The 17597-nt window shown below is 69.8% G+C and carries 18 protein-coding genes; 10 read left to right on the plus strand and 8 right to left on the minus strand.

All coding sequences use genetic code 11. The features are described 5' to 3' along the window. Positions 1-12: 12 nt before the first annotated feature. Together AB0D93_RS19260 and AB0D93_RS19265 are read right to left on the minus strand one after the other, a co-directional pair. Positions 13-843 (minus strand): serine hydrolase domain-containing protein, encoded by an 831-nt coding sequence (locus AB0D93_RS19260; RefSeq protein ID WP_362120761.1) that lies wholly within the window; start codon positions 841-843, stop codon positions 13-15. Positions 844-861: 18 nt separating this feature from the next. Next, a complete protein-coding gene (locus tag AB0D93_RS19265; RefSeq protein ID WP_362120763.1) occupies positions 862-1338 on the minus strand; it encodes a GNAT family N-acetyltransferase in 477 nt (158 codons plus the stop codon). Between the two features lie 96 nt (positions 1339-1434). Here AB0D93_RS19265 and AB0D93_RS19270 point away from each other — a divergent pair, with 96 nt between their 5' ends. Both AB0D93_RS19270 and AB0D93_RS19275 read left to right on the plus strand, forming a co-directional pair. Beyond that, positions 1435-1899 carry a MerR family transcriptional regulator gene (locus AB0D93_RS19270; RefSeq protein ID WP_362120765.1) on the plus strand — a complete coding sequence of 155 codons (465 nt, stop codon included), beginning with the start codon at positions 1435-1437 and terminating at the stop codon, positions 1897-1899. Continuing rightward, positions 1896-2912: an aldo/keto reductase gene (locus AB0D93_RS19275; RefSeq protein WP_362120767.1), complete on the plus strand. Its 1017-nt coding sequence runs from the start codon at positions 1896-1898 to the stop codon at positions 2910-2912. Before AB0D93_RS19270 ends, AB0D93_RS19275 begins: the two co-directional genes overlap by 4 nt. A 1-nt stretch (position 2913) precedes the next feature. On the opposite strand, the gene AB0D93_RS19280 is transcribed toward AB0D93_RS19275, so the two are convergent. The 3 genes from AB0D93_RS19280 to AB0D93_RS19290 all read right to left on the minus strand — a co-directional run bounded on the left by AB0D93_RS19280 (position 2914) and on the right by AB0D93_RS19290 (position 5771). Then, positions 2914-3768, minus strand: a complete 855-nt coding sequence (locus tag AB0D93_RS19280; protein ID WP_362120769.1) for a DUF4429 domain-containing protein — start codon at positions 3766-3768, stop codon at positions 2914-2916. Positions 3769-3834: 66 nt separating this feature from the next. Then, positions 3835-5052, minus strand: coding sequence for an alpha/beta hydrolase (locus AB0D93_RS19285; protein ID WP_362120771.1), 1218 nt, complete (start codon positions 5050-5052; stop codon positions 3835-3837). An 83-nt stretch (positions 5053-5135) separates the two neighbouring features. Continuing rightward, positions 5136-5771 (minus strand): TetR family transcriptional regulator, encoded by a 636-nt coding sequence (locus tag AB0D93_RS19290; RefSeq protein ID WP_362120773.1) that lies wholly within the window; start codon positions 5769-5771, stop codon positions 5136-5138. Between the two features lie 66 nt (positions 5772-5837). Between AB0D93_RS19290 and AB0D93_RS19295 the strand changes: the two genes are divergently transcribed. Both AB0D93_RS19295 and AB0D93_RS19300 read left to right on the plus strand, forming a co-directional pair. Beyond that, positions 5838-7484 (plus strand): MFS transporter, encoded by a 1647-nt coding sequence (locus tag AB0D93_RS19295; RefSeq protein WP_362120775.1) that lies wholly within the window; start codon positions 5838-5840, stop codon positions 7482-7484. Positions 7485-7749: 265 nt separating this feature from the next. After that, positions 7750-8055, plus strand: a complete 306-nt coding sequence (locus tag AB0D93_RS19300; RefSeq protein ID WP_362120847.1) for a small hydrophobic protein — start codon at positions 7750-7752, stop codon at positions 8053-8055. Between the two features lie 118 nt (positions 8056-8173). Here AB0D93_RS19300 and AB0D93_RS19305 read toward each other — a convergent pair whose 3' ends face one another. Together AB0D93_RS19305 and aceE are read right to left on the minus strand one after the other, a co-directional pair. Then, the gene (locus AB0D93_RS19305) at positions 8174-8917 is read right to left on the minus strand and encodes a potassium channel family protein (protein WP_362120777.1); all 744 of its coding nucleotides are present in this window, start codon (positions 8915-8917) and stop codon (positions 8174-8176) included. Between the two features lie 81 nt (positions 8918-8998). Continuing rightward, complete coding sequence (gene aceE / locus AB0D93_RS19310; RefSeq protein ID WP_362120779.1) at positions 8999-11746, minus strand: pyruvate dehydrogenase (acetyl-transferring), homodimeric type; 2748 nt, start codon at positions 11744-11746, stop codon at positions 8999-9001. Positions 11747-12150: 404 nt separating this feature from the next. On the opposite strand from aceE, the gene AB0D93_RS19315 reads away from it, so the two are divergent. The 6 genes from AB0D93_RS19315 to AB0D93_RS19340 all read left to right on the plus strand — a co-directional run bounded on the left by AB0D93_RS19315 (position 12151) and on the right by AB0D93_RS19340 (position 16737). Next, positions 12151-12588, plus strand: a complete 438-nt coding sequence (locus AB0D93_RS19315) for a DUF3052 domain-containing protein (RefSeq protein WP_362120782.1) — start codon at positions 12151-12153, stop codon at positions 12586-12588. Positions 12589-12719: 131 nt separating this feature from the next. Beyond that, positions 12720-13178, plus strand: coding sequence for a peroxiredoxin (locus AB0D93_RS19320; RefSeq protein WP_362120784.1), 459 nt, complete (start codon positions 12720-12722; stop codon positions 13176-13178). A 138-nt stretch (positions 13179-13316) separates the two neighbouring features. Next, complete coding sequence (locus tag AB0D93_RS19325; RefSeq protein ID WP_061920108.1) at positions 13317-13892, plus strand: calcium homeostasis/redox stress adaptation protein; 576 nt, start codon at positions 13317-13319, stop codon at positions 13890-13892. A gap of 102 nt (positions 13893-13994) precedes the next feature. After that, on the plus strand, positions 13995-14573 hold the full coding sequence (locus tag AB0D93_RS19330) for a TerD family protein (RefSeq protein WP_362120787.1): 579 nt from the start codon (positions 13995-13997) through the stop codon (positions 14571-14573). A gap of 156 nt (positions 14574-14729) precedes the next feature. Further along, positions 14730-15866, plus strand: a complete 1137-nt coding sequence (locus AB0D93_RS19335; protein ID WP_362120789.1) for a DUF475 domain-containing protein — start codon at positions 14730-14732, stop codon at positions 15864-15866. A 133-nt stretch (positions 15867-15999) separates the two neighbouring features. After that, a complete protein-coding gene (locus AB0D93_RS19340) occupies positions 16000-16737 on the plus strand; it encodes a Tellurium resistance (RefSeq protein ID WP_362120791.1) in 738 nt (245 codons plus the stop codon). A 9-nt stretch (positions 16738-16746) separates the two neighbouring features. Here AB0D93_RS19340 and AB0D93_RS19345 read toward each other — a convergent pair whose 3' ends face one another. Next, the gene (locus tag AB0D93_RS19345; protein WP_362120793.1) at positions 16747-17502 is read right to left on the minus strand and encodes a TerD family protein; all 756 of its coding nucleotides are present in this window, start codon (positions 17500-17502) and stop codon (positions 16747-16749) included. Positions 17503-17597 lie beyond the last annotated feature (95 nt).

Genomic DNA, 17597 nt, shown 5'->3' on the forward strand with positions numbered 1-17597 from the left:
CCTCGTTCGCCCTCAGTCCCGCAGCTCCGCGAGCACCGCATCCGTGAACACCGGCCACGCCTCGACCGCCCACGGTCCGAACGCCCTGTCCGTCAGGGCGACCCCGGCCGCCCCCGCGTCCGGGTCGACCCACAGGAACGTACCCGACTGCCCGAAATGCCCGAACGTGCGCGGCGACGAGGAACCCCCGGTCCAGTGCGGCGACTTGGCGTTCCGGATCTCGAACCCCAGCCCCCAGTCGTTCGGGTTCTGGTGCCCGTACCCCGGCAGGACGCCCTTCGTCCCCGGGTACTGCACGGTCATCGCCTCCGCGACCGTCCGCGGATCCAGCAGCCGCGGCGCCTGCACCTCCGCCGCGAACCGCAGCAGGTCGGCCACCGTGGACACGCCGTCCTTGGCCGGGGAACCCTCCAGCGTCGTCGCCGTCATCCCCAGCGGCTCCAGCACCGCCTGCCGCAGGTACTCCGCGAACGGGATGTCCGTCGCCTTGGCGATGTGGTCCCCGAGCTGCTCGAACCCGGCGTTGGAGTAGAGACGGCGCTCACCGGGAGGCGCCATCACCCTGTGCTCGTCGAAGGCCAGCCCGGAGGTGTGGGCGAGGAGGTGGCGGACGGTCGCACCGGGCGGCCCGGCCGGTTCGTCGAGTTCGATCGCACCCTCCTCGTAGGCGACCAGGGCCGCGTACGCCGCCAGCGGCTTGGTGACCGAGGCGAGGGCGAAGCGGTGCCCGACGGGGCCGTGCGTCCCGAGGACGGTCCCGTCGGCTCGTACGACGCCCGCCGCGGCGGTGGGCACGGGCCAGTTCTCGATCGACGCCAGGCTCGGCAAGCTGTTCAACGACATGGGCCGAGCCTATGCGGCTCACAGCAGCAGCCGCATGGACGGGTCGGGGTCGCGCGTGAAGCCGAGCGAGGCGTACAGCGGCTCGGCCTGCGGGGAGGCGTTCAGCAGCACATGCCCCGTGCCGCGCTCGCGGAACCAGGCCAGCAGTTCCTCCATGCATGCGCGCGCGTAACCGCGCCGCCGGGCGTCCGGGTCGGTCGCGACACTGAAGACGTGCCCGACCCGCCCGTGCGGATTGCCGGCCTTCCCGATGCGGTACTCCAGCGTTCCGGCGGCCAGCGCGGCCAGCGCCCCCGGCCGGTCCGGACGGTCCACGACGAAGGCGACGAAGTCGCCGTCCGGCTCGGCCAGCCGTCCGCGCAGCGTCGGCAGCGACTCGGCGTGCCAGTCCGTCGGACCGCCGCCTCCCGCGCTCCACAGCGAGTCGATCATCACCTGCCGCAGACGCAGCAGTTCCTGGGCATCCTCGGGCAGCGCCCGGCGTGCAAGACTCATGTGCCGCACGCTAATCACCCGTCACGGGTCGTGTCCGCGCTTTTCTTACCGAATCCGCTTGCTTGGAGTGCACTCCAACCCCATAGCGTGGTGGCCATGACGGTGATGCAGACCACGCCAGCGGACACCGCACGAACGGCCCCCGCCGACATCTGCTCCGCCCCGCCCAGACGCCATCCACGACCCGACGGCGAGGACCGCTACACGATCAGCGAGGTCGTCGCGTTCACCGGCCTGACCGCGCACACCCTGCGCTGGTACGAGCGGATCGGCCTGATGCCGCACGTCGACCGCTCGCACACCGGTCAGCGGCGCTACAGCAACCGCGACCTGGACTGGCTGGACTTCGTGACCAAGCTGCGGCTGACCGGGATGCCGGTGGCGGACATGGTGCGGTACGCGGAGCTGGTGCGGGAGGGCGAGAGCACCTACGCGGAGCGGCAGGCCCTGCTGGAGTCGACCCGCCGGGACGTCCTGAACAGGATCGCCGAGCTGCGGGACACGCTCGCCGTACTCGACCGGAAGATCAGTTTCTACGCGATGGAGGGGACCACGCGATGACCGACGCCAGGATTCCGACGGTACGGCTCGGCGAGGGCGGACCGGAGGTCGGCGTACAGGGCCTCGGCTGCATGGGCATGAGCTTCGCGTACGGGCCCACGGACGCCGGCCAGGCGCGCGCCACGCTGGAGCGGGCGCTGGAGCTGGGCGTGACGCTGTACGACACGGCGGACGCCTACGGCGACGGGGACAACGAGCGGTTCCTGTCCCCGTTCTTCAAGGCGCACCGGGACGAGGTGGTCATCGCCACCAAGTTCGCCCTGTCGATCCCGGAGGACGACCCGACCAAGCGGATCATCCGCAACGACGCGCCGTACATCCGCGGGGCCGTCGAGGCCAGCCTGAAGCGGCTCGACGTCGACGCGATCGACCTCTACTACATGCACCGCCGCGATCCGGACGTCCCCGTCGAGGAGACGGTCGGCACGATGGCGGAGCTGGTCCGGGAGGGCAAGGTCAAGCACCTCGGGCTGAGCGAGGTCACCGCCGACGAGCTGCGCACCGCGCACGCCGTGCACCCGATCGCGGCCGTGCAGTCGGAGTGGTCCCTGTTCAGCCGGGACATCGAGGAGAAGGTCGTACCGGCCGCGCGGGACCTGGGCGTCGCCCTGGTGCCGTACTCGCCGCTCGGCCGAGGCTTCCTCACGGGCTCCTTCACCAATGCCCAGCAGGAGCTCTCCGCCGACGACTTCCGCCGCCTGCAGCCGCGCTTCACCGGCGCCAACGCGTCCGCCAACGCGGCCCTCCTGGAGCCCCTCCGCGCGATCGCCGAGGCCCATGGCGCCACCCCCGGCCAGATCGCCCTGGCCTGGGTGCAGCAGCGCGCCACGATCGACGGCCTCCCGGTCGTCCCGATCCCCGGCACCCGCAAGCCGAACCGGGTGGAGGAGAACGTGGCGGCGAGCGCGATCACCCTGACCGCCGAGGAGCTGGCCCTGCTGGAGCCGATCGCGGGCAAGGTGGCGGGCGACCGCTACGCGGACATGTCGTTCACGTCCGCCGGCCGGGAGTAGGTCACAGTTCCGCCAGCAACTCGGCCTTCTTGGAGGAGAACTCCTCGTCGGTGACCAGCCCGGCCTGGTGCAACTCCCCGAGATGACGGATCCGTTCGGCGATGTCCGCCGGGTCACGCCGGGACGGGGCCGGTGCCACGGGCACCGGCCCCCGCGTGCGTACGGCGGCGAGGACGGCCGCGGCGAACGGCAGCGACTCGTGCACCGGGCCGTATCCCAGCCCGAAGACGACGGAGGCCGGATCCTGATCGGGCTGTGCGGCCGGCGCCGACTCGGCGGAGCGCCGGAGCAGCCGGAGGTGTCCCTCGAAGACCTCCGGAGACCGCCACTCCACCCCGCTCAGCTCCGTGACCGGAAAGCTCTGGTCGCCGGCCTTCCACTTCGCCGACGACGCCCCCGTCCACGACCAGCGGAACTGCACGGACGTCCCGTCGAAGGCCGCCTTCCCGTCGTACGCCTTGAAGTGCAGCGGCGCCTCGGGCACCGGCACCAGGAACCGCTCGGCGGGCCCGGACCCGGACTCGGCCAGCAGGCCCTTCAGTTCGTCGGCGTAGTACTCGGCGAGCGTCTCCCGCTCGGTCGGCAGCACCAGCCGGTACGGATCCGAGCCCTCCTTCAGCTGACCGGCCGCCGCCTCCATCAGCGGATCGGCGCCGGCGCGCGGCAGCAGCCGCAGCACGACGGTGCCGCGCCTGCCCGGGCCGAGCGTGACGCCCTCGAGCGCGGACAGCGGAATACGCCGTTCCCCAAGCGCCTGGAACAGCTTCGGTGTTCGAATCCCCCGTTCGTAGCGGATGAGCACGGAGTCGGACTCGAACTCCCAGACGGCATGAAAACCCGCCAGTACGTCACCCATGCGGCTCATCGTATGCGGCACGTGCTCCTCCGTCGCCACCCGCGCAGACCGCACTTCCTGCTGTTTCTACGCGCGTCCGGCCGTGGTGGTGCCGGGCGCACCGGCCCGGCACACGTCGTTCTCGCGTGCGCACGTCACCGCGTCGTACGCGCCGACGGCCACGTCGGCGAGGTTGCGCAGGCTGTCCGTGCCCGGCTGGAAATAGCCGGCGTGGCCGTGCGCGTCCCGCGCGGACAGCACGCGCGCGCCGAACTCCGAGGACACCGGGTCGGCGCCGTGCCCGAGCCCGCCGAGCTCCAGGTACGGCACGTCCTGGATCCAGTCGCTGGAGTCCCGCATGGCCCACACCCGGGCCCCGGTGCCCAGGTGGGAGGCGCTGGAGACCCGCATGCCGGGGCTCGCGGCCACCGCTATGTCGGTCACCCTGCGGGGCATGGAGTGCGCGGCGACTCCGCAGACCACGGAGCCGTAGCTGTGGCACACCGCCGTCACCGGCGCCCGGCCGGGCAGACCGCGCAGCAGGGCGTTCAGCCGTACGGCGCCCTCCTCGGCGCGCAGTCCGGTGGCCGCGTCCACGCCGAGCCCGTCGGGGGAGGTGTAGTCGGCCCACGCGATCACGGCCGTACGCGTCGTGGGGCTCTGCGCGCGCTCCGCCGCGTACAGCGCCTTGGCCATGCCGACCGGGGCGGTGTACTGGCGGTAGGACTTCTGGAAGGTGAGCAGATCGGTGTCGACGCCGGGGACGACGACCGAGATCCGCTGTGCCTTGTCCAGGTTCCCGAACACCTCGGCGATGCGGCCCGAGCCCTCGGGGTCGAAGGCCAGGATGTGCCGGCAGGGGGACAGCAGGGCCTCGTAGCGGTGCATACGACGGCCCGCGTCCTGCTGGCCGGCCACGCTGAGCCGGCTGTCGTGCATGCGTTTCTTCTCGACCTTGCGCTGCTGATCCAACGCGATGTGGTTGGCGCGGTAGCGCAGGGTGACGGGGGCGCCGTTCATGTTGCCGACCGCGAGCGGGTAGCGGTGGGCGAGACGGCTCTGGTCCTCGGGACCGAGCGAGGTGAAGAAACGGCTGAGGGCGGCCGGCGCGGCCTCGGGGTCCGGCAGGTGGAGGCCGTGGACGCTGCCGTGCCGCCACTTGGCCAGCGAGGCCTGCAGCGCGGTCGACTCCCGGTGGGCGTGCAGGGCGGTCCAGCCGGTGGTCGCGAGCATCACGAACACCACGGCCAGCGCCAGCAGTGCGCGCCAGACGTTCAGTTGCGGGGAGGTGTCGAAGGAAGTCACTGGGAGGACACACTAGGAGAACGGGAGGGTCTCGGGGTAACCGAGTGACAGGTATCACGTTTCGTCAGGCATCGAACGCGTCGTCAACGATCTTCCGTGGAGCCCCAGTTCCCGGTCAGTGCCGAACCCACCTGATCGAGGTGGGACGCGGTGAGTTGACGCATGGCGTCCAGGCTGACGTCGTCGCCCGTGCACCACTGCCGTTCGGTGACCCTCATCACTCCGCCGAACACGGCCACGGCCAGCCGCGGCCGCGGGTCGGTGTCCACGTCCACGCCCTCACGCTCGGCCAGCAGGCGCGCGATCGTCTCCTCCGTGGCCGCCGAGCGGAGCAGATGGGCGGCGAGCAGTGCGGGCGTCGACTCGATCGTGCGGTACATGCGCAGGTACAGCTCGACCGGAACGGCCGACTCGACGGTCTCGCGGATCGCGTCCCAGCCCTCCAGGACCGCCTGCCGCAGGGCCTCCAGCGGCGCCTCGTGGGCGGGCCGCGCCCGTACGGCGGCCACGAAGTGCTCCTCGGTCATGGTCTGCACCGCGAAGGCCACGTCCTCCTTGCCGGCGAAGTAGCGGAAGAAGGTGCGCTGCGAGACGTCGACGGCCTCGACGATCTCGTCCACGGTCGTCCGCTCGTACCCCTGGGTCGTGAACAGCTCCAGAGCGGCCCGCAGCAGCGCCTCCCGGGTGCGCTGTTTCTTCCGTTCGCGCAGCGTTTCCATACCTGTCAGTTACTGACGCATGAAATTGTTTGTCAAATGTCAGAGGCTGTCACTAGCCTCGAACGTATGACTAGTCGGACCACCATCGACGCGACGGAGCCGGGGGACGCGAGCCCCGCGGCCGCGCCCGCGTCGCCCCCGGCCGCGGGGCTGCGCGGCCATCCGTGGCTCACCCTGATCACCGTCGCCGTGGGCGTCATGATGGTGGCCCTCGACGGCACCATCGTGGCCATCGCCAACCCGGCGATCCAGAAGGACCTGGGAGCCACGTTCGCCCAGGTGCAGTGGATCACCAACGGCTACTTCCTGGCCCTCGCGGTCTCCCTGATCACCGCGGGCAAACTCGGTGACCGCTTCGGCCACCGGCAGACCTTCCTCATCGGCGTCACCGGCTTCGCCGCCGCGTCGGGCGCCATCGGCCTGTCGAACAGCATCGCCGCGGTCGTCACCTTCCGCGTGTTCCAGGGCCTGTTCGGCGCCCTGCTGATGCCGGCCGCGCTCGGCCTGCTGCGGGCCACCTTCCCGGCCGAGAAGCTCAACATGGCCATCGGCATCTGGGGCATGGTCATCGGCGCGTCCACCGCCGGCGGCCCGATCCTCGGCGGTGTCCTCGTCGAACACGTCAACTGGCAGTCGGTGTTCTTCATCAACGTGCCGGTCGGCGCGCTCGCCCTGATCCTGGGCCTGCTGATCCTGCGCGACCACCGCGCCGCCCTCGGGCGGAGCCCGCTCGGTGAACAGAGCGCTCCGCGCTCCTTCGACCTGCTGGGCATCGCGCTGCTCTCCGGCGCCATGTTCTGCCTGGTCTGGGCGCTCATCAAGGCCCCGGCCTGGGGCTGGGGCGACGGCAGGACCTGGCTGTTCATCCTCGCGTCCGTGGTGCTCTTCGCCGCGTTCGCCTTCTGGGAGACGAGGGCCGCGGAGCCGCTGATCCCGCTGGGCCTGTTCCGCTCGGTGCCGCTCTCGGCGGGCGTCGTGCTGATGGTCCTCATGGCCATCGCGTTCATGGGCGGCCTGTTCTTCGTCACGTTCTACCTCCAGAACGTGCACGGCATGAAGCCCGTCAACGCCGGCCTGCACCTGCTGCCCCTGACCGGCATGATGATCGTCGGCTCGCCCCTGGCCGGCGCCGCGATCACCAAGCTCGGCCCGCGCGTCCCGCTGGCCGGCGGCATGGTCGCCACCGCCGTCGCCATGTACGGCATGTCGACGCTCAAGGCCGACACCGGCAGCGGTGTGATGTCCATCTGGTTCGCCCTCCTCGGCCTCGGCCTCGCGCCGGTCATGGTCGGCGCCACCGAGGTCATCGTCGGCAACGCCCCCATGGAGCTGTCCGGCGTCGCCGGCGGTCTCCAGCAGGCGGCCATGCAGATCGGCGGCAGCCTCGGTACGGCGGTGCTGGGCGCCGTGATGGCGTCCAAGGTCGACAGCGACCTGCCGGGCAACTGGACCGGGGCCGGACTCCCGCGGCTGACCCCGGGCCAGCTGGACAAGGCCTCCGAGGCGGTGCAGGTCGGTGTGGCCCCGGTGCCGAAGGGCGTCCCGGAGCAGGTCGCCGCGAAGATCACCGAGGTCGCGCACCACACCTTCATCTCCGGCATGAGCCTCGCCTCCCTGGTCGCGGCGGGCGTGGCGGCGGTCGCCGTCCTCGTCGCGCTGCTCACCAAGAGGGGCGCGAACGCGGAGGCGGGCGCGGGCGTGGGCCACATCTGAGGGCATCCGCCCGGGCGTTCAGCCCGGGCGTTCAACTCGGGCGTTTCATGGGCAGGGTTCCCCTATCAGGGTGACTCCGCTAAAGATCGCTCGCGCCGGGCGCGCGCCGCAGGTCACAGTGGGTCAAGTCCTCCGCAGGGCATGGGAGGACGGCCGGGCCGCGGGCGCGCGCCGTGGAGGGGGCGGCGCGCGCAGGTCTGCCCGGCCGGAACCGGGGTACTCGCACCGTGAAGCCGAACTGTCCATGATCCCGAGGGAGTTGATGATGGCGGGCTTCGGACACGGAACGCGCGGGTACCCCCGGTCACGTGGCCGGACGTGGCAACGGACCGGGCCGGACCGGGCGACACTCGGCATCATCGGCACGATCTGTGCCGTGGCCGGCTTCTTCGCACTGGGCGTCGTGCTGGGCCCGGTGGCGATGCTCTGCGGCTGGCAGGCCATGGGCCGCAGGTGGTCCAACGACCGCAACATCCCGGCGCTGGTGGCGTTGATCCTGGGCGCGATAGACACGCTGCTCGCCATCGTCGCCCTGTCGGGCGCGGCCGTGTGGGGCCACGGGCCGTTCTAGCCGGCGGTTCCTCGCCGCGGGGCTTGGGGCCGCGGTCTGCGGCTGCGGGCGCGCGGGGGTGGACCGGGCTGTTCCCCACCCCCGTTCGGGGCTCGCGGCCGCAGCGGCTGCCGCCCGGTCAGCTCCGCTGCCCCTCCCGTTCGTCCACCAACCGGGCCACCTCCGCCCGCAGCAGCCGGACCTCCTCCGTCAGGGAGGCGATCGCCTCCGTCTGCCGCCGCTCCTCCACGTCGTCCTTCTCGAACCGCGCGATGAACCACGCCGCGATGTTCGCGGTCACCACACCGAGCAGCGCGATCCCGGAGAGCATCAGGCCGACGGCGATCATCCGGCCCAGCCCGGTCGTCGGCGCGTGGTCCCCGTATCCGACCGTCGTCATCGTGGTGAAGGACCACCACACGGCGTCACCCAGCGTCCGGATGTTCCCCTTCGGCGAGTCCCGCTCCACGGACAGCACCGCCAGCGAGCCGAACATCAGCAGCCCGACCACCGCCCCGCCGACGTACGTCGTGAGCCGGATCTGCGAGGCCATCCGCGCCCGCCGCCCGACCAGCAGCAGCGTCGAGACCATGCGCAGCAACCGCAGCGGCTGCAGCAGCGGCAGCACCACCGCGCACAGGTCCATCCAGTGCGTCCGGACGAACTCCCGGCGCCGCGGGGCGAACGCCAGCCGCATCAGGTAGTCCACGGCGAACGCTCCCCACACCACCCACTCGGTGACGGTGCAGAGGTCCGTCAGCAGCCGGCTCGCAGGGTTGTCCACGATCGGCACGGCATAGGCCACCGCGAACGCCACCGCCAGCGCCAGCAAGGGGCGTTGGGTATGGCGTTCCCAACGTGCCTGGGCCGACCGATCGTTCATGTGCGCATCGTAAGGAAAAAGCAACGAGGGCGGCGCCCGCGGCACCGCCCTCGTGCGGCCGGTCGACCCGGACGGCAACGACTACGCGTCGCCCCCGGCCGCGCCCGGATCCGCCGCCGACACGTCCAGCAGCTGGTACCGGTCGATGGCCTGCTTCAGCGCATGGCGGTCGATCTTGCCCTCCCGGGCCAGCTCGGTCAGGACCGCGACGACGATCGACTGCGCGTCGATGTGGAAGAACCGGCGCGCCGCGCCCCGGGTGTCGGCGAAGCCGAAGCCGTCCGCGCCGAGCGACTGGTACGTCCCGGGCACCCACCGCGCGATCTGGTCGGGAACCGATCGCATCCAGTCGGACACGGCCACGAACGGACCCTCGGCGCCGCTGAGCTTGCGTGTCACGTACGGCACGCGCTGCTCCTCCTCCGGATGCAGCAGGTTGTGCTCCTCGCACGCCACCGCCTCGCGGCGCAGCTCGTTCCAGGAGGTGGCCGACCAGACGTCGGCGCGTACGTTCCAGTCCTCGGCGAGGATCCGCTGCGCCTCCAGCGCCCACGGGACCGCCACGCCCGACGCCATGATCTGCGCCGGGATCGAGCCCGCCGTACCCCCGCTCAGCCGGTGGACGCCCTTGAGGATGCCCTCGACGTCCACGTTCGCCGGCTCGGCGGGGTGCTGGATGGGCTCGTTGTAGACGGTCAGGTAGTAGAAGACGTCCTCGCCGTGCGGGTGCTCGGCGTCGCCGCCGTACATGCGGCGCAGGCCGTCCTGGACGATGTGCGCGATCTCGTACGCGTACGCCGGGTCGTAGGCCACGCACGCCGGGTTGGTCGAGGCGAGCAGCTGGGAGTGGCCGTCCGCGTGCTGCAGACCCTCACCGGTCAGGGTCGTACGGCCGGCGGTCGCACCCAGGACGAATCCGCGCGCCAACTGGTCGGCCATCTGCCAGAACTGGTCGCCGGTGCGCTGGAAACCGAACATCGAGTAGAAGACGTAGACCGGGATCAGCGGCTCGCCGTGCGTGGCGTAGGCCGAGCCCGCCGCGATCAGGGAGGCCGTGCAGCCCGCCTCGGAGATGCCGTCGTGCAGCATCTGCCCGGTCGGCGACTCCTTGTAGGCGAGCAGCAGCTCACGGTCCACCGACTCGTACTGCTGGCCCAGCGGGTTGTAGATCTTCGCGCTCGGGAAGAAGGAGTCCATGCCGAACGTGCGGTACTCGTCCGGCGCGATCAGCACGAACCGCTTGCCGATCTCCTTGTCCCGCATGAGGTCCTTCAGGAGGCGCACAAAGGCCATCGTCGTCGCGATGGACTGCTGGCCCGTGCCCTTCTTCACCGTCGCGTACGTCTTGTCGTCGGGCAGCGGCAGCGGCTGGGAGCGCACGACGCGCGTCGGGACGTACCCGCCGCACTGCTGGCGCATGTCGTGCATGTACTGGATCTCGTCGGTGCCCCGGCCCGGGTGGTAGTACGGCGGCGCGCCGGACTCCAGCTCCTTGTCGGAGATCGGCAGGTGCAGGCGGTCCCGGAAGCGCTTGAGGTCGTCGACCGTCAGCTTCTTCATCTGGTGCGTGGCGTTGCGGCCCTCGAAGTTGGGGCCCAGCGTCCAGCCCTTGATCGTCTTCGCGAGGATGACCGTCGGCTGGCCCTTGTGCTCCTTGGCCGCCTTGAACGCCGCGTAGATCTTGCGGTGGTCGTGGCCGCCGCGGCCCAGGTGCAGGATCTGGTCGTCGGTCATGTTCTCGACCATCGCGCGCAGCCGGTGGTCGTCACCGAAGAAGTGCTCGCGGATGTAGGCGCCCGACTCCGTGGCGTACGTCTGGAACTGGCCGTCCGGGGTCGTGTTCATCTTGTTGACGAGGATGCCGTCCCGGTCCTGCGCGAGCAGCGGGTCCCAGGTGCGGTCCCAGATCAGCTTGATCACGTTCCAGCCGGCGCCCCGGAAGATCGACTCCAGCTCCTGGATGATCTTGCCGTTGCCGCGCACCGGGCCGTCCAGCCGCTGCAGGTTGCAGTTGACCACGAAGGTCAGGTTGTCCAGGCCCTCGCGGGCCGCGAGGGACAGCTGGCCGAGCGACTCAGGCTCGTCCATCTCGCCGTCGCCGAGGAACGCCCACACGTGCGACCTGGAGGTGTCGGCGATGCCGCGCGCCTCCATGTAGCGGTTCATCCGCGCCTGGAAGATCGCGCCGAGCGGGCCGAGGCCCATGGAGACCGTCGGGAACTCCCAGAAGTCCGGCATCGAGCGCGGGTGCGGGTAGCTGGACAGGCCGTTCGGGTACTTCGACTTCTCCTGGCGGAAGCCGTCCAGCTGGTCCGCGGTGAGCCGGTCGAGCAGGTACGCGCGCGCGTAGATGCCGGGGGAGGCGTGGCCCTGGAAGAAGACCTGGTCGCCGCCGTCGCCCTGGTCCTTGCCGCGGAAGAAGTGGTTGAAGCCGACGTCGTACAGCGAGGCGGAGGAGGCGAAGGTGGCGATGTGCCCGCCCACGCCGATGCCGGGCCGCTGGGCGCGCGAGACCATCACGGCCGCGTTCCAGCGGGTGGCGTTGAGGATCTTGCGTTCGATCTCCTCGTTGCCCGGGAAGAACGGCTCGCTCTTGGTGGGGATCGTGTTGACGTAGTCCGTGCTGCGCATCTCGGGCACGGCCACGCGCCGCTCGCGGGCCCGCTCGATCAGCCGGAGCATGAGGTAGCGGGCCCTCTCCCGGCCGCGCTCGTCCACGGCGGCGTCGAGGGAGTCGAGCCACTCCTGGGTTTCCTCGGGATCGAAGTCAGGAACCTGACTCGGAAGGCCGCCAATGATGATCGGATTGCGATCGGATCCGGAAGCCACGCTGTTCCTTACCTGTCAGAGGGCCGATTTCTTGCTCGTGCCTACACCGTTCCCCATCGTGTACCGCGGGACGGCGTACGTCATCTCCTCGTGTCGGCATCGGTCAAAACGCAACGATACGCCCGGCGCGTGACGGGCTTGGCAAAGGTGTTCGATGCGCGTATCACTGGATGATTCCGAGATGATTCCGAACGGAGCAAACCGGGCACATCGGTGTGATGTGGGTCGCTCGGAATCGGGATACGGTGCCAGGAGTTGCGGCGACACGGCCGGGATCGTCACCGTTTCGGCGGTCCGGACGGCCGGGTACTTGCGCGATCCGTCCCGCCCGTGTGGACTACGGCCAATGCTTCGCGCACGCGCGTGGCTGAGATATTCACCAAGACATGATCAGGAGGCAACCCGTGAGCGCGACCGCGGACCACGCGGAGGAGCGGACGAACCCTGCCGCCAGGCTGGGGTTCCAGCCCGGGCAGGTGGTCCAGGAGATCGGCTACGACGACGACGTCGATCAGGAGCTCCGCGAGGCCATTGAGGAAGCCGTCGAAGGCGACCTGATGGACGAGGACTACGACGACGTGGCCGACGCCGTTGTGCTGTGGTTCCGTGACGACGACGGAGACCTGACGGATGCGCTGGTGGATGCCACCACGTACATCGAAGAGGGCGGTGCGATCCTGCTCCTCACGCCGAAGACAGGCCGTTCGGGATACGTGGAGCCCAGCGACATCCAGGACGCCGCCACGACGGCCGGCCTGACGGCGTCGAAGAGCGTCAGCGTCGGCAAGGACTGGAGCGGCTCGCGGCTGGCGACGCCGAAGGCGGCCAAGTCCAAGAAGTAGATCTCCTCAGCAGCACCGGACGGGCCGGTTTCGCCCCGGCCCGTCCGGTGGCCCCGGTGATCGCTGCGTAGGGTGGACCCGAGCGTCAGCTGTGCGCTCACCCGAACAGCCCACCGAAGGGATGCACGACGATGGCGATCCAGGTCGGCGACAAGGCGCCCGACTTCGAGCTCAAGGACAACCACGGCCGCACCGTGAAGCTCTCCGAGTTCCGCGGCGAGAAGAACGTGGTCCTGCTCTTCTACCCCTTCGCCTTCACCGGTGTCTGCACCGGTGAGCTGTGCGAGGTGCGCGACAACCTTCCGAAGTTCGCGGACCGTGACACCCAGGTGCTCGCCGTCTCCAACGACTCCATCCACACCCTGCGTGTCTTCGCCGAGCAGGAGGGCCTCGAGTACCCGCTGCTCAGCGACTTCTGGCCGCACGGCAACGTCTCGCGCGCGTACGGCGTCTTCGACGAGGACAAGGGATGCGCCGTACGGGGAACCTTCATCATCGACAAGGAGGGTGTCGTGCGGTGGACCGTGCTCAACGGCCTGCCGGACGCGCGCGACCTGAACGACTACGTGAAGGCGCTCGACACCCTGTAGGCCGACCGTGGCCGACACCTGTGATTCTTCGGGTCCAGGGTCTGCGGGGGCCGGGAACCCGTCACTAGGATCGGCTCGTTGATCCCGTATCCGTAGTACGACGGGGCTCCCCGCCCCTGGACACCACATGGAGGACCCGTGGGAGTCAGCCTCAGCAAGGGCGGCAACGTATCGCTGACGAAGGAGGCCCCGGGCCTGACCGCCGTCATCGTCGGCCTGGGGTGGGACGTGCGGACCACGACCGGTACCGACTTCGACCTCGACGCCAGCGCGCTGCTGCTGAACAACTCCGGCAAGGTCGCCAGCGACCAGCACTTCGTCTTCTTCAACAACCTCAAGAGCCCCGACGGCTCCGTCGAGCACACCGGTGACAACATCACCGGTGAGGGCGAGGGCGACGACGAACAGATCAAGATCAACCTGGCCGGCGTCCCGGCCGACATCGAGAAGATCGTCTTCCCGGTGTCGATCTACGACGCCGAGAACCGCCAGCAGTCCTTCGGCCAGGTCCGCAACGCCTTCATCCGCGTCGTGAACCAGGCGGGCGAGCAGGAGATCGCCCGCTACGACCTGAGCGAGGACGCCTCCACCGAGACCGCCATGGTCTTCGGCGAGCTGTACCGGCACGGCGCGGAGTGGAAGTTCCGCGCCATCGGCCAGGGCTACGCCTCCGGTCTGCGCGGCATCGCCCAGGACTTCGGCGTCAACGTCTGACGTACGACAGCCCGTGGAATCCGTCCGGCGCCGCACCGTTTACGGTCGGCGCCGGACGCGCAGGACAACCAGGGAAGCACCACTAGGGGAGGACCACCAATCATGGGCGTCACGCTCGCCAAGGGAGGCAACGTCTCCCTCTCCAAAGCCGCACCGAACCTCACCAACGTCATGATCGGCCTCGGCTGGGACGCGCGGTCCACCACCGGCGCCCCCTTCGACCTGGACGCCAGCGCCCTGCTGTGCGGCGCCGGCAACCGCGTCCTGGGCGACGAGTGGTTCGTCTTCTACAACCAGCTCAAGAGCCCCGACGGCTCGGTCGAGCACACCGGTGACAACCTCACCGGTGAGGGCGAGGGCGACGACGAGTCGATCCTGGTGGACCTGCCCAAGGTGCCGGCGCACTGCGAGAAGATCGTCTTCCCGGTCTCCATCCACATGGCGGACGAGCGCGGCCAGACCTTCGGCCAGGTCTCCAACGCCTTCATCCGGGTCGTGAACCAGGCCGACGGCCAGGAACTGGCCCGCTACGACCTGAGCGAGGACGCCTCCACCGAGACCGCCATGATCTTCGGCGAGCTGTACCGCTACCAGGGCGAATGGAAGTTCCGCGCGGTCGGCCAGGGCTATGCGTCGGGCCTGCGCGGCATCGCCCTCGACTTCGGGGTGAACGTCTCGTAGCCGAGACCGCCCACAGGGGCCTGGCCTGTGTCTTTCCGGTGAGGGTTGCCCTGGACGGTACCGCCGGTAGGGTGCACCTCTAGACTCGGGGTCAACGTTTAGCAAAGCCGAGTACGGCGCGGGGGAACCCCTCCCCCAGACAGGATTGGGTAGCCAGTGCTTCTGAAAACCTTCGGCTGGTCGTTCGCGATCACCGCGCTCGGCCTGGTCGCCGCGGTCTTCTACGGGGGGTGGGAGGCCTTCGGCGTCGTGGCGATCCTCGCCGTCCTCGAGATCTCCCTGTCGTTCGACAACGCGGTGGTCAACGCCGGGATCCTGAAGAAGATGAACGCCTTCTGGCAGAAGATCTTCCTCACGGTCGGCGTCCTCGTCGCGGTCTTCGGCATGCGGCTGGTCTTCCCGGTCGTCATCGTCGCCATCACCGCCAAGCTCAACCCCTACGACGCGGTCCACCTGGCCCTCACCGACAAGGACCGCTACCAGCAGCTGGTCACCGACGCCCACCCGGCGATCGCCGCCTTCGGCGGGATGTTCCTGCTGATGATCTTCCTGGACTTCATCTTCGAGGACCGGGACATCCAGTGGCTGCGCTGGATCGAGCGGCCCCTGGCCAAGCTCGGCAAGGTCGACATGCTGGCGGTCTGCATCTCGCTGATCGTCCTGCTGATCACCTCCTTCACCTTCGCCACCCACGCCCACCAGCACGGCGGCGCCCACGCCGACAAGGCGCAGACCGTCCTGATCGCCGGCATCGCCGGCCTGATCACCTACATGATCGTCGGCGGTCTGTCCGGATACTTCGAGGACCGGCTGGAGGAAGAGGAGGAGCGCGAGCACGAGGAGGAGGAAGAGGCCGCCCGCACCGGCAAGAAGAAGTCGGCGGTGCTGCTGGCCGGCCAGGCCGCGTTCTTCATGTTCCTCTACCTGGAGGTCCTGGACGCGTCCTTCTCCTTCGACGGCGTGATCGGCGCCTTCGCCATCACCAACGACATCGTGATGATGGCCCTCGGCCTCGGCATCGGCGCCATGTACGTCCGGTCCCTCACGGTCTACCTGGTCCGCCAGGGCACCCTCGACGACTACGTCTACCTGGAGCACGGCGCCCACTACGCCATCGGCGCCCTGGCCGTGATCCTCATGGTCACCATCCAGTACGAGATCAACGAGGTCGTCACCGGTCTCGTCGGCGTCGTCCTGATCGCCTGGTCCTTCTGGTCCTCCGTCCGCCGCAACCGCGCGCTGGCGGCCACGGGCGAGGCCGACGAGAAGGCCGAGGTCTCCTCAGGGGTGTGATCCTCCATCCCGTACGGGACAGATCCGGGCCGTGACGGGGTGTGGCACCCCATCCGGCGAGGAACGCTCTGAATCGGGGCGGCCGACGCGGTCGGCCGCCCCGAGGCGTTCACCTCACGACCAGGGGGCGGGAATGGGCTTCTTCGACGGGCTGCGAGGCGCCAGCGCTGCCGACTTCGACTCGGGCAGCGCCGCGACCAACGCCATCGAACTCACCAGGCGGCACCAGACGGTGTCCCTCACCAAACAGGGCGCGTCCACCGGGCACCTGCGCATCAACCTCACCTGGCGGATGCGCACCTCCGACTTCGACGGCAACCAGCGCACCAGCCTCTTCCGGCACCCCTTCAAGGCCCTCAGGCCACCGGAGGTCCTCGGCCACGGCCAGAGCATGGTCAACGTCGACCTCGACCTGGGCTGCCTGTACGAGCTGGCCGACGGCACCAAGGGGGTCGTCCAGCCCCTGGGCGGCTATCTCGGCGACGTCAACGCGCCGCCGTACATCAAGCTCAGCGGCGACGACCGGTTCGGCTCGGCGTCCGGCGAGACGATGTACGTCAACCTCGACCACCTCGACGCCATCAAACGCCTGCTGGTCTTCGTCTACATCTACGACCAGACCCCGGCCTTCGACCGCACCCACGCCATCGTCACGCTGTACCCCAGCAACGGCCCCCGCATCGAGATAGGCCTCGACGAACGCCATCCCCAGGCCCGCTCCTGCGCGGTGGTGCTGATCGAGAACGTCAAGGGCGAGCTGGTCGTCCGCCGCGAGGTGAAGTTCGTGTACGGGTTCCAGGGGGAGCTGGACCGCTTGTACGGATGGGGACTGCAGTGGGGCAGGGGCTACAAGACCAAGGTGGAGCGGTGAGCCGCCCGGCTACCGCCCGATGAACTGCGGCCCCTGCGGAGGCAGCCGGAAGTTCGGGTCCACCGGTCCCGCGGCCACCGGCACCGGCGCGGGCTGCGGGTAGCCGTACGCCGGCGGAGCCGACGTCGGCTGCGGATAGCCGTAGGCGGGCGGCTGCTGCGGCACGACGGACGTCGGCTGCTCCGGAGGCAGCGGCTGCGAGGAGCCCGCTTCCTCCACCTCCGACTCGTCCACCGAGATGCCGAAGTCCGTGGCGAGCCCCTTGAGCCCGTTGGAGTACCCCTCGCCCAGCGCGCGGAACTTCCAGCCCTCGCCGCGCCGGTACAGCTCACCGCAGATCAGCGCCGTCTCCGCACCCGTCTCCGGCTTGATCTCGAACCGGGCCAGCGGCTCGGCGTCGGCGACCGTGGCGTCGTACAGCAGGATGCACAGCGCCGGCACCCGGTCGAAGGTGACCCCGTCCGCGGAGGCGACCAGCAGGATCCGGCCGACGTCCGGCTCGACGCCGGGCAGATCCGACTGGACCGTGTCCGTCAGCCCCTCGGCGACCCGCTTCTTGCCCAGCCGCCACACCTTTCCGGAGGGGTGCCGGGGCTGGTTGTAGAAGACGAAGTCCTCGTCGGAGCGCACACGGCCGTCGGGGCCCAGCAGCAGCGCCGAGGCGTCCACGTCCGGAACGTCCGAGCCGGGGGTCCAGCGCAGCACGGCGCGGACCATGGTGGCTTCCAGCGGGACGTTCGACCCCTTCAGCATCGCGTGCGTCATGCGGTCATCCTGCCTTCTCCGTCCTGGTCACGACAATGCGGGGGTGGTGTCCAGCGTGCTCCCGACACGGGCGGGTTACCGGAAATTCATGCCCG

This window comes from Streptomyces sp. NPDC048191 (genome assembly GCF_040652655.1).
Classification (GTDB): domain Bacteria; phylum Actinomycetota; class Actinomycetes; order Streptomycetales; family Streptomycetaceae; genus Streptomyces.

Excerpts from the sequence above, each read along its gene's own strand:
- AB0D93_RS19260 (WP_362120761.1), bottom strand. The coding sequence starts at position 843 with ATGTCGTTGAACAGCTTGCCGAGCCTGGCGTCGATCGAGAACTGGCCC.
- AB0D93_RS19265 (WP_362120763.1), bottom strand. The coding sequence starts at position 1,338 with ATGAGTCTTGCACGCCGGGCGCTGCCCGAGGATGCCCAGGAACTGCTG.
- AB0D93_RS19270 (WP_362120765.1), top strand. The coding sequence starts at position 1,435 with ATGACGGTGATGCAGACCACGCCAGCGGACACCGCACGAACGGCCCCC.
- AB0D93_RS19275 (WP_362120767.1), top strand. The coding sequence starts at position 1,896 with ATGACCGACGCCAGGATTCCGACGGTACGGCTCGGCGAGGGCGGACCG.
- AB0D93_RS19280 (WP_362120769.1), bottom strand. The coding sequence starts at position 3,768 with ATGGGTGACGTACTGGCGGGTTTTCATGCCGTCTGGGAGTTCGAGTCC.
- AB0D93_RS19290 (WP_362120773.1), bottom strand. The coding sequence starts at position 5,771 with ATGGAAACGCTGCGCGAACGGAAGAAACAGCGCACCCGGGAGGCGCTG.
- AB0D93_RS19295 (WP_362120775.1), top strand. The coding sequence starts at position 5,838 with ATGACTAGTCGGACCACCATCGACGCGACGGAGCCGGGGGACGCGAGC.
- AB0D93_RS19300 (WP_362120847.1), top strand. The coding sequence starts at position 7,750 with ATGGCGGGCTTCGGACACGGAACGCGCGGGTACCCCCGGTCACGTGGC.
- AB0D93_RS19305 (WP_362120777.1), bottom strand. The coding sequence starts at position 8,917 with ATGAACGATCGGTCGGCCCAGGCACGTTGGGAACGCCATACCCAACGC.
- AB0D93_RS19320 (WP_362120784.1), top strand. The coding sequence starts at position 12,720 with ATGGCGATCCAGGTCGGCGACAAGGCGCCCGACTTCGAGCTCAAGGAC.
- AB0D93_RS19330 (WP_362120787.1), top strand. The coding sequence starts at position 13,995 with ATGGGCGTCACGCTCGCCAAGGGAGGCAACGTCTCCCTCTCCAAAGCC.
- AB0D93_RS19340 (WP_362120791.1), top strand. The coding sequence starts at position 16,000 with ATGGGCTTCTTCGACGGGCTGCGAGGCGCCAGCGCTGCCGACTTCGAC.
- AB0D93_RS19345 (WP_362120793.1), bottom strand. The coding sequence starts at position 17,502 with ATGACGCACGCGATGCTGAAGGGGTCGAACGTCCCGCTGGAAGCCACC.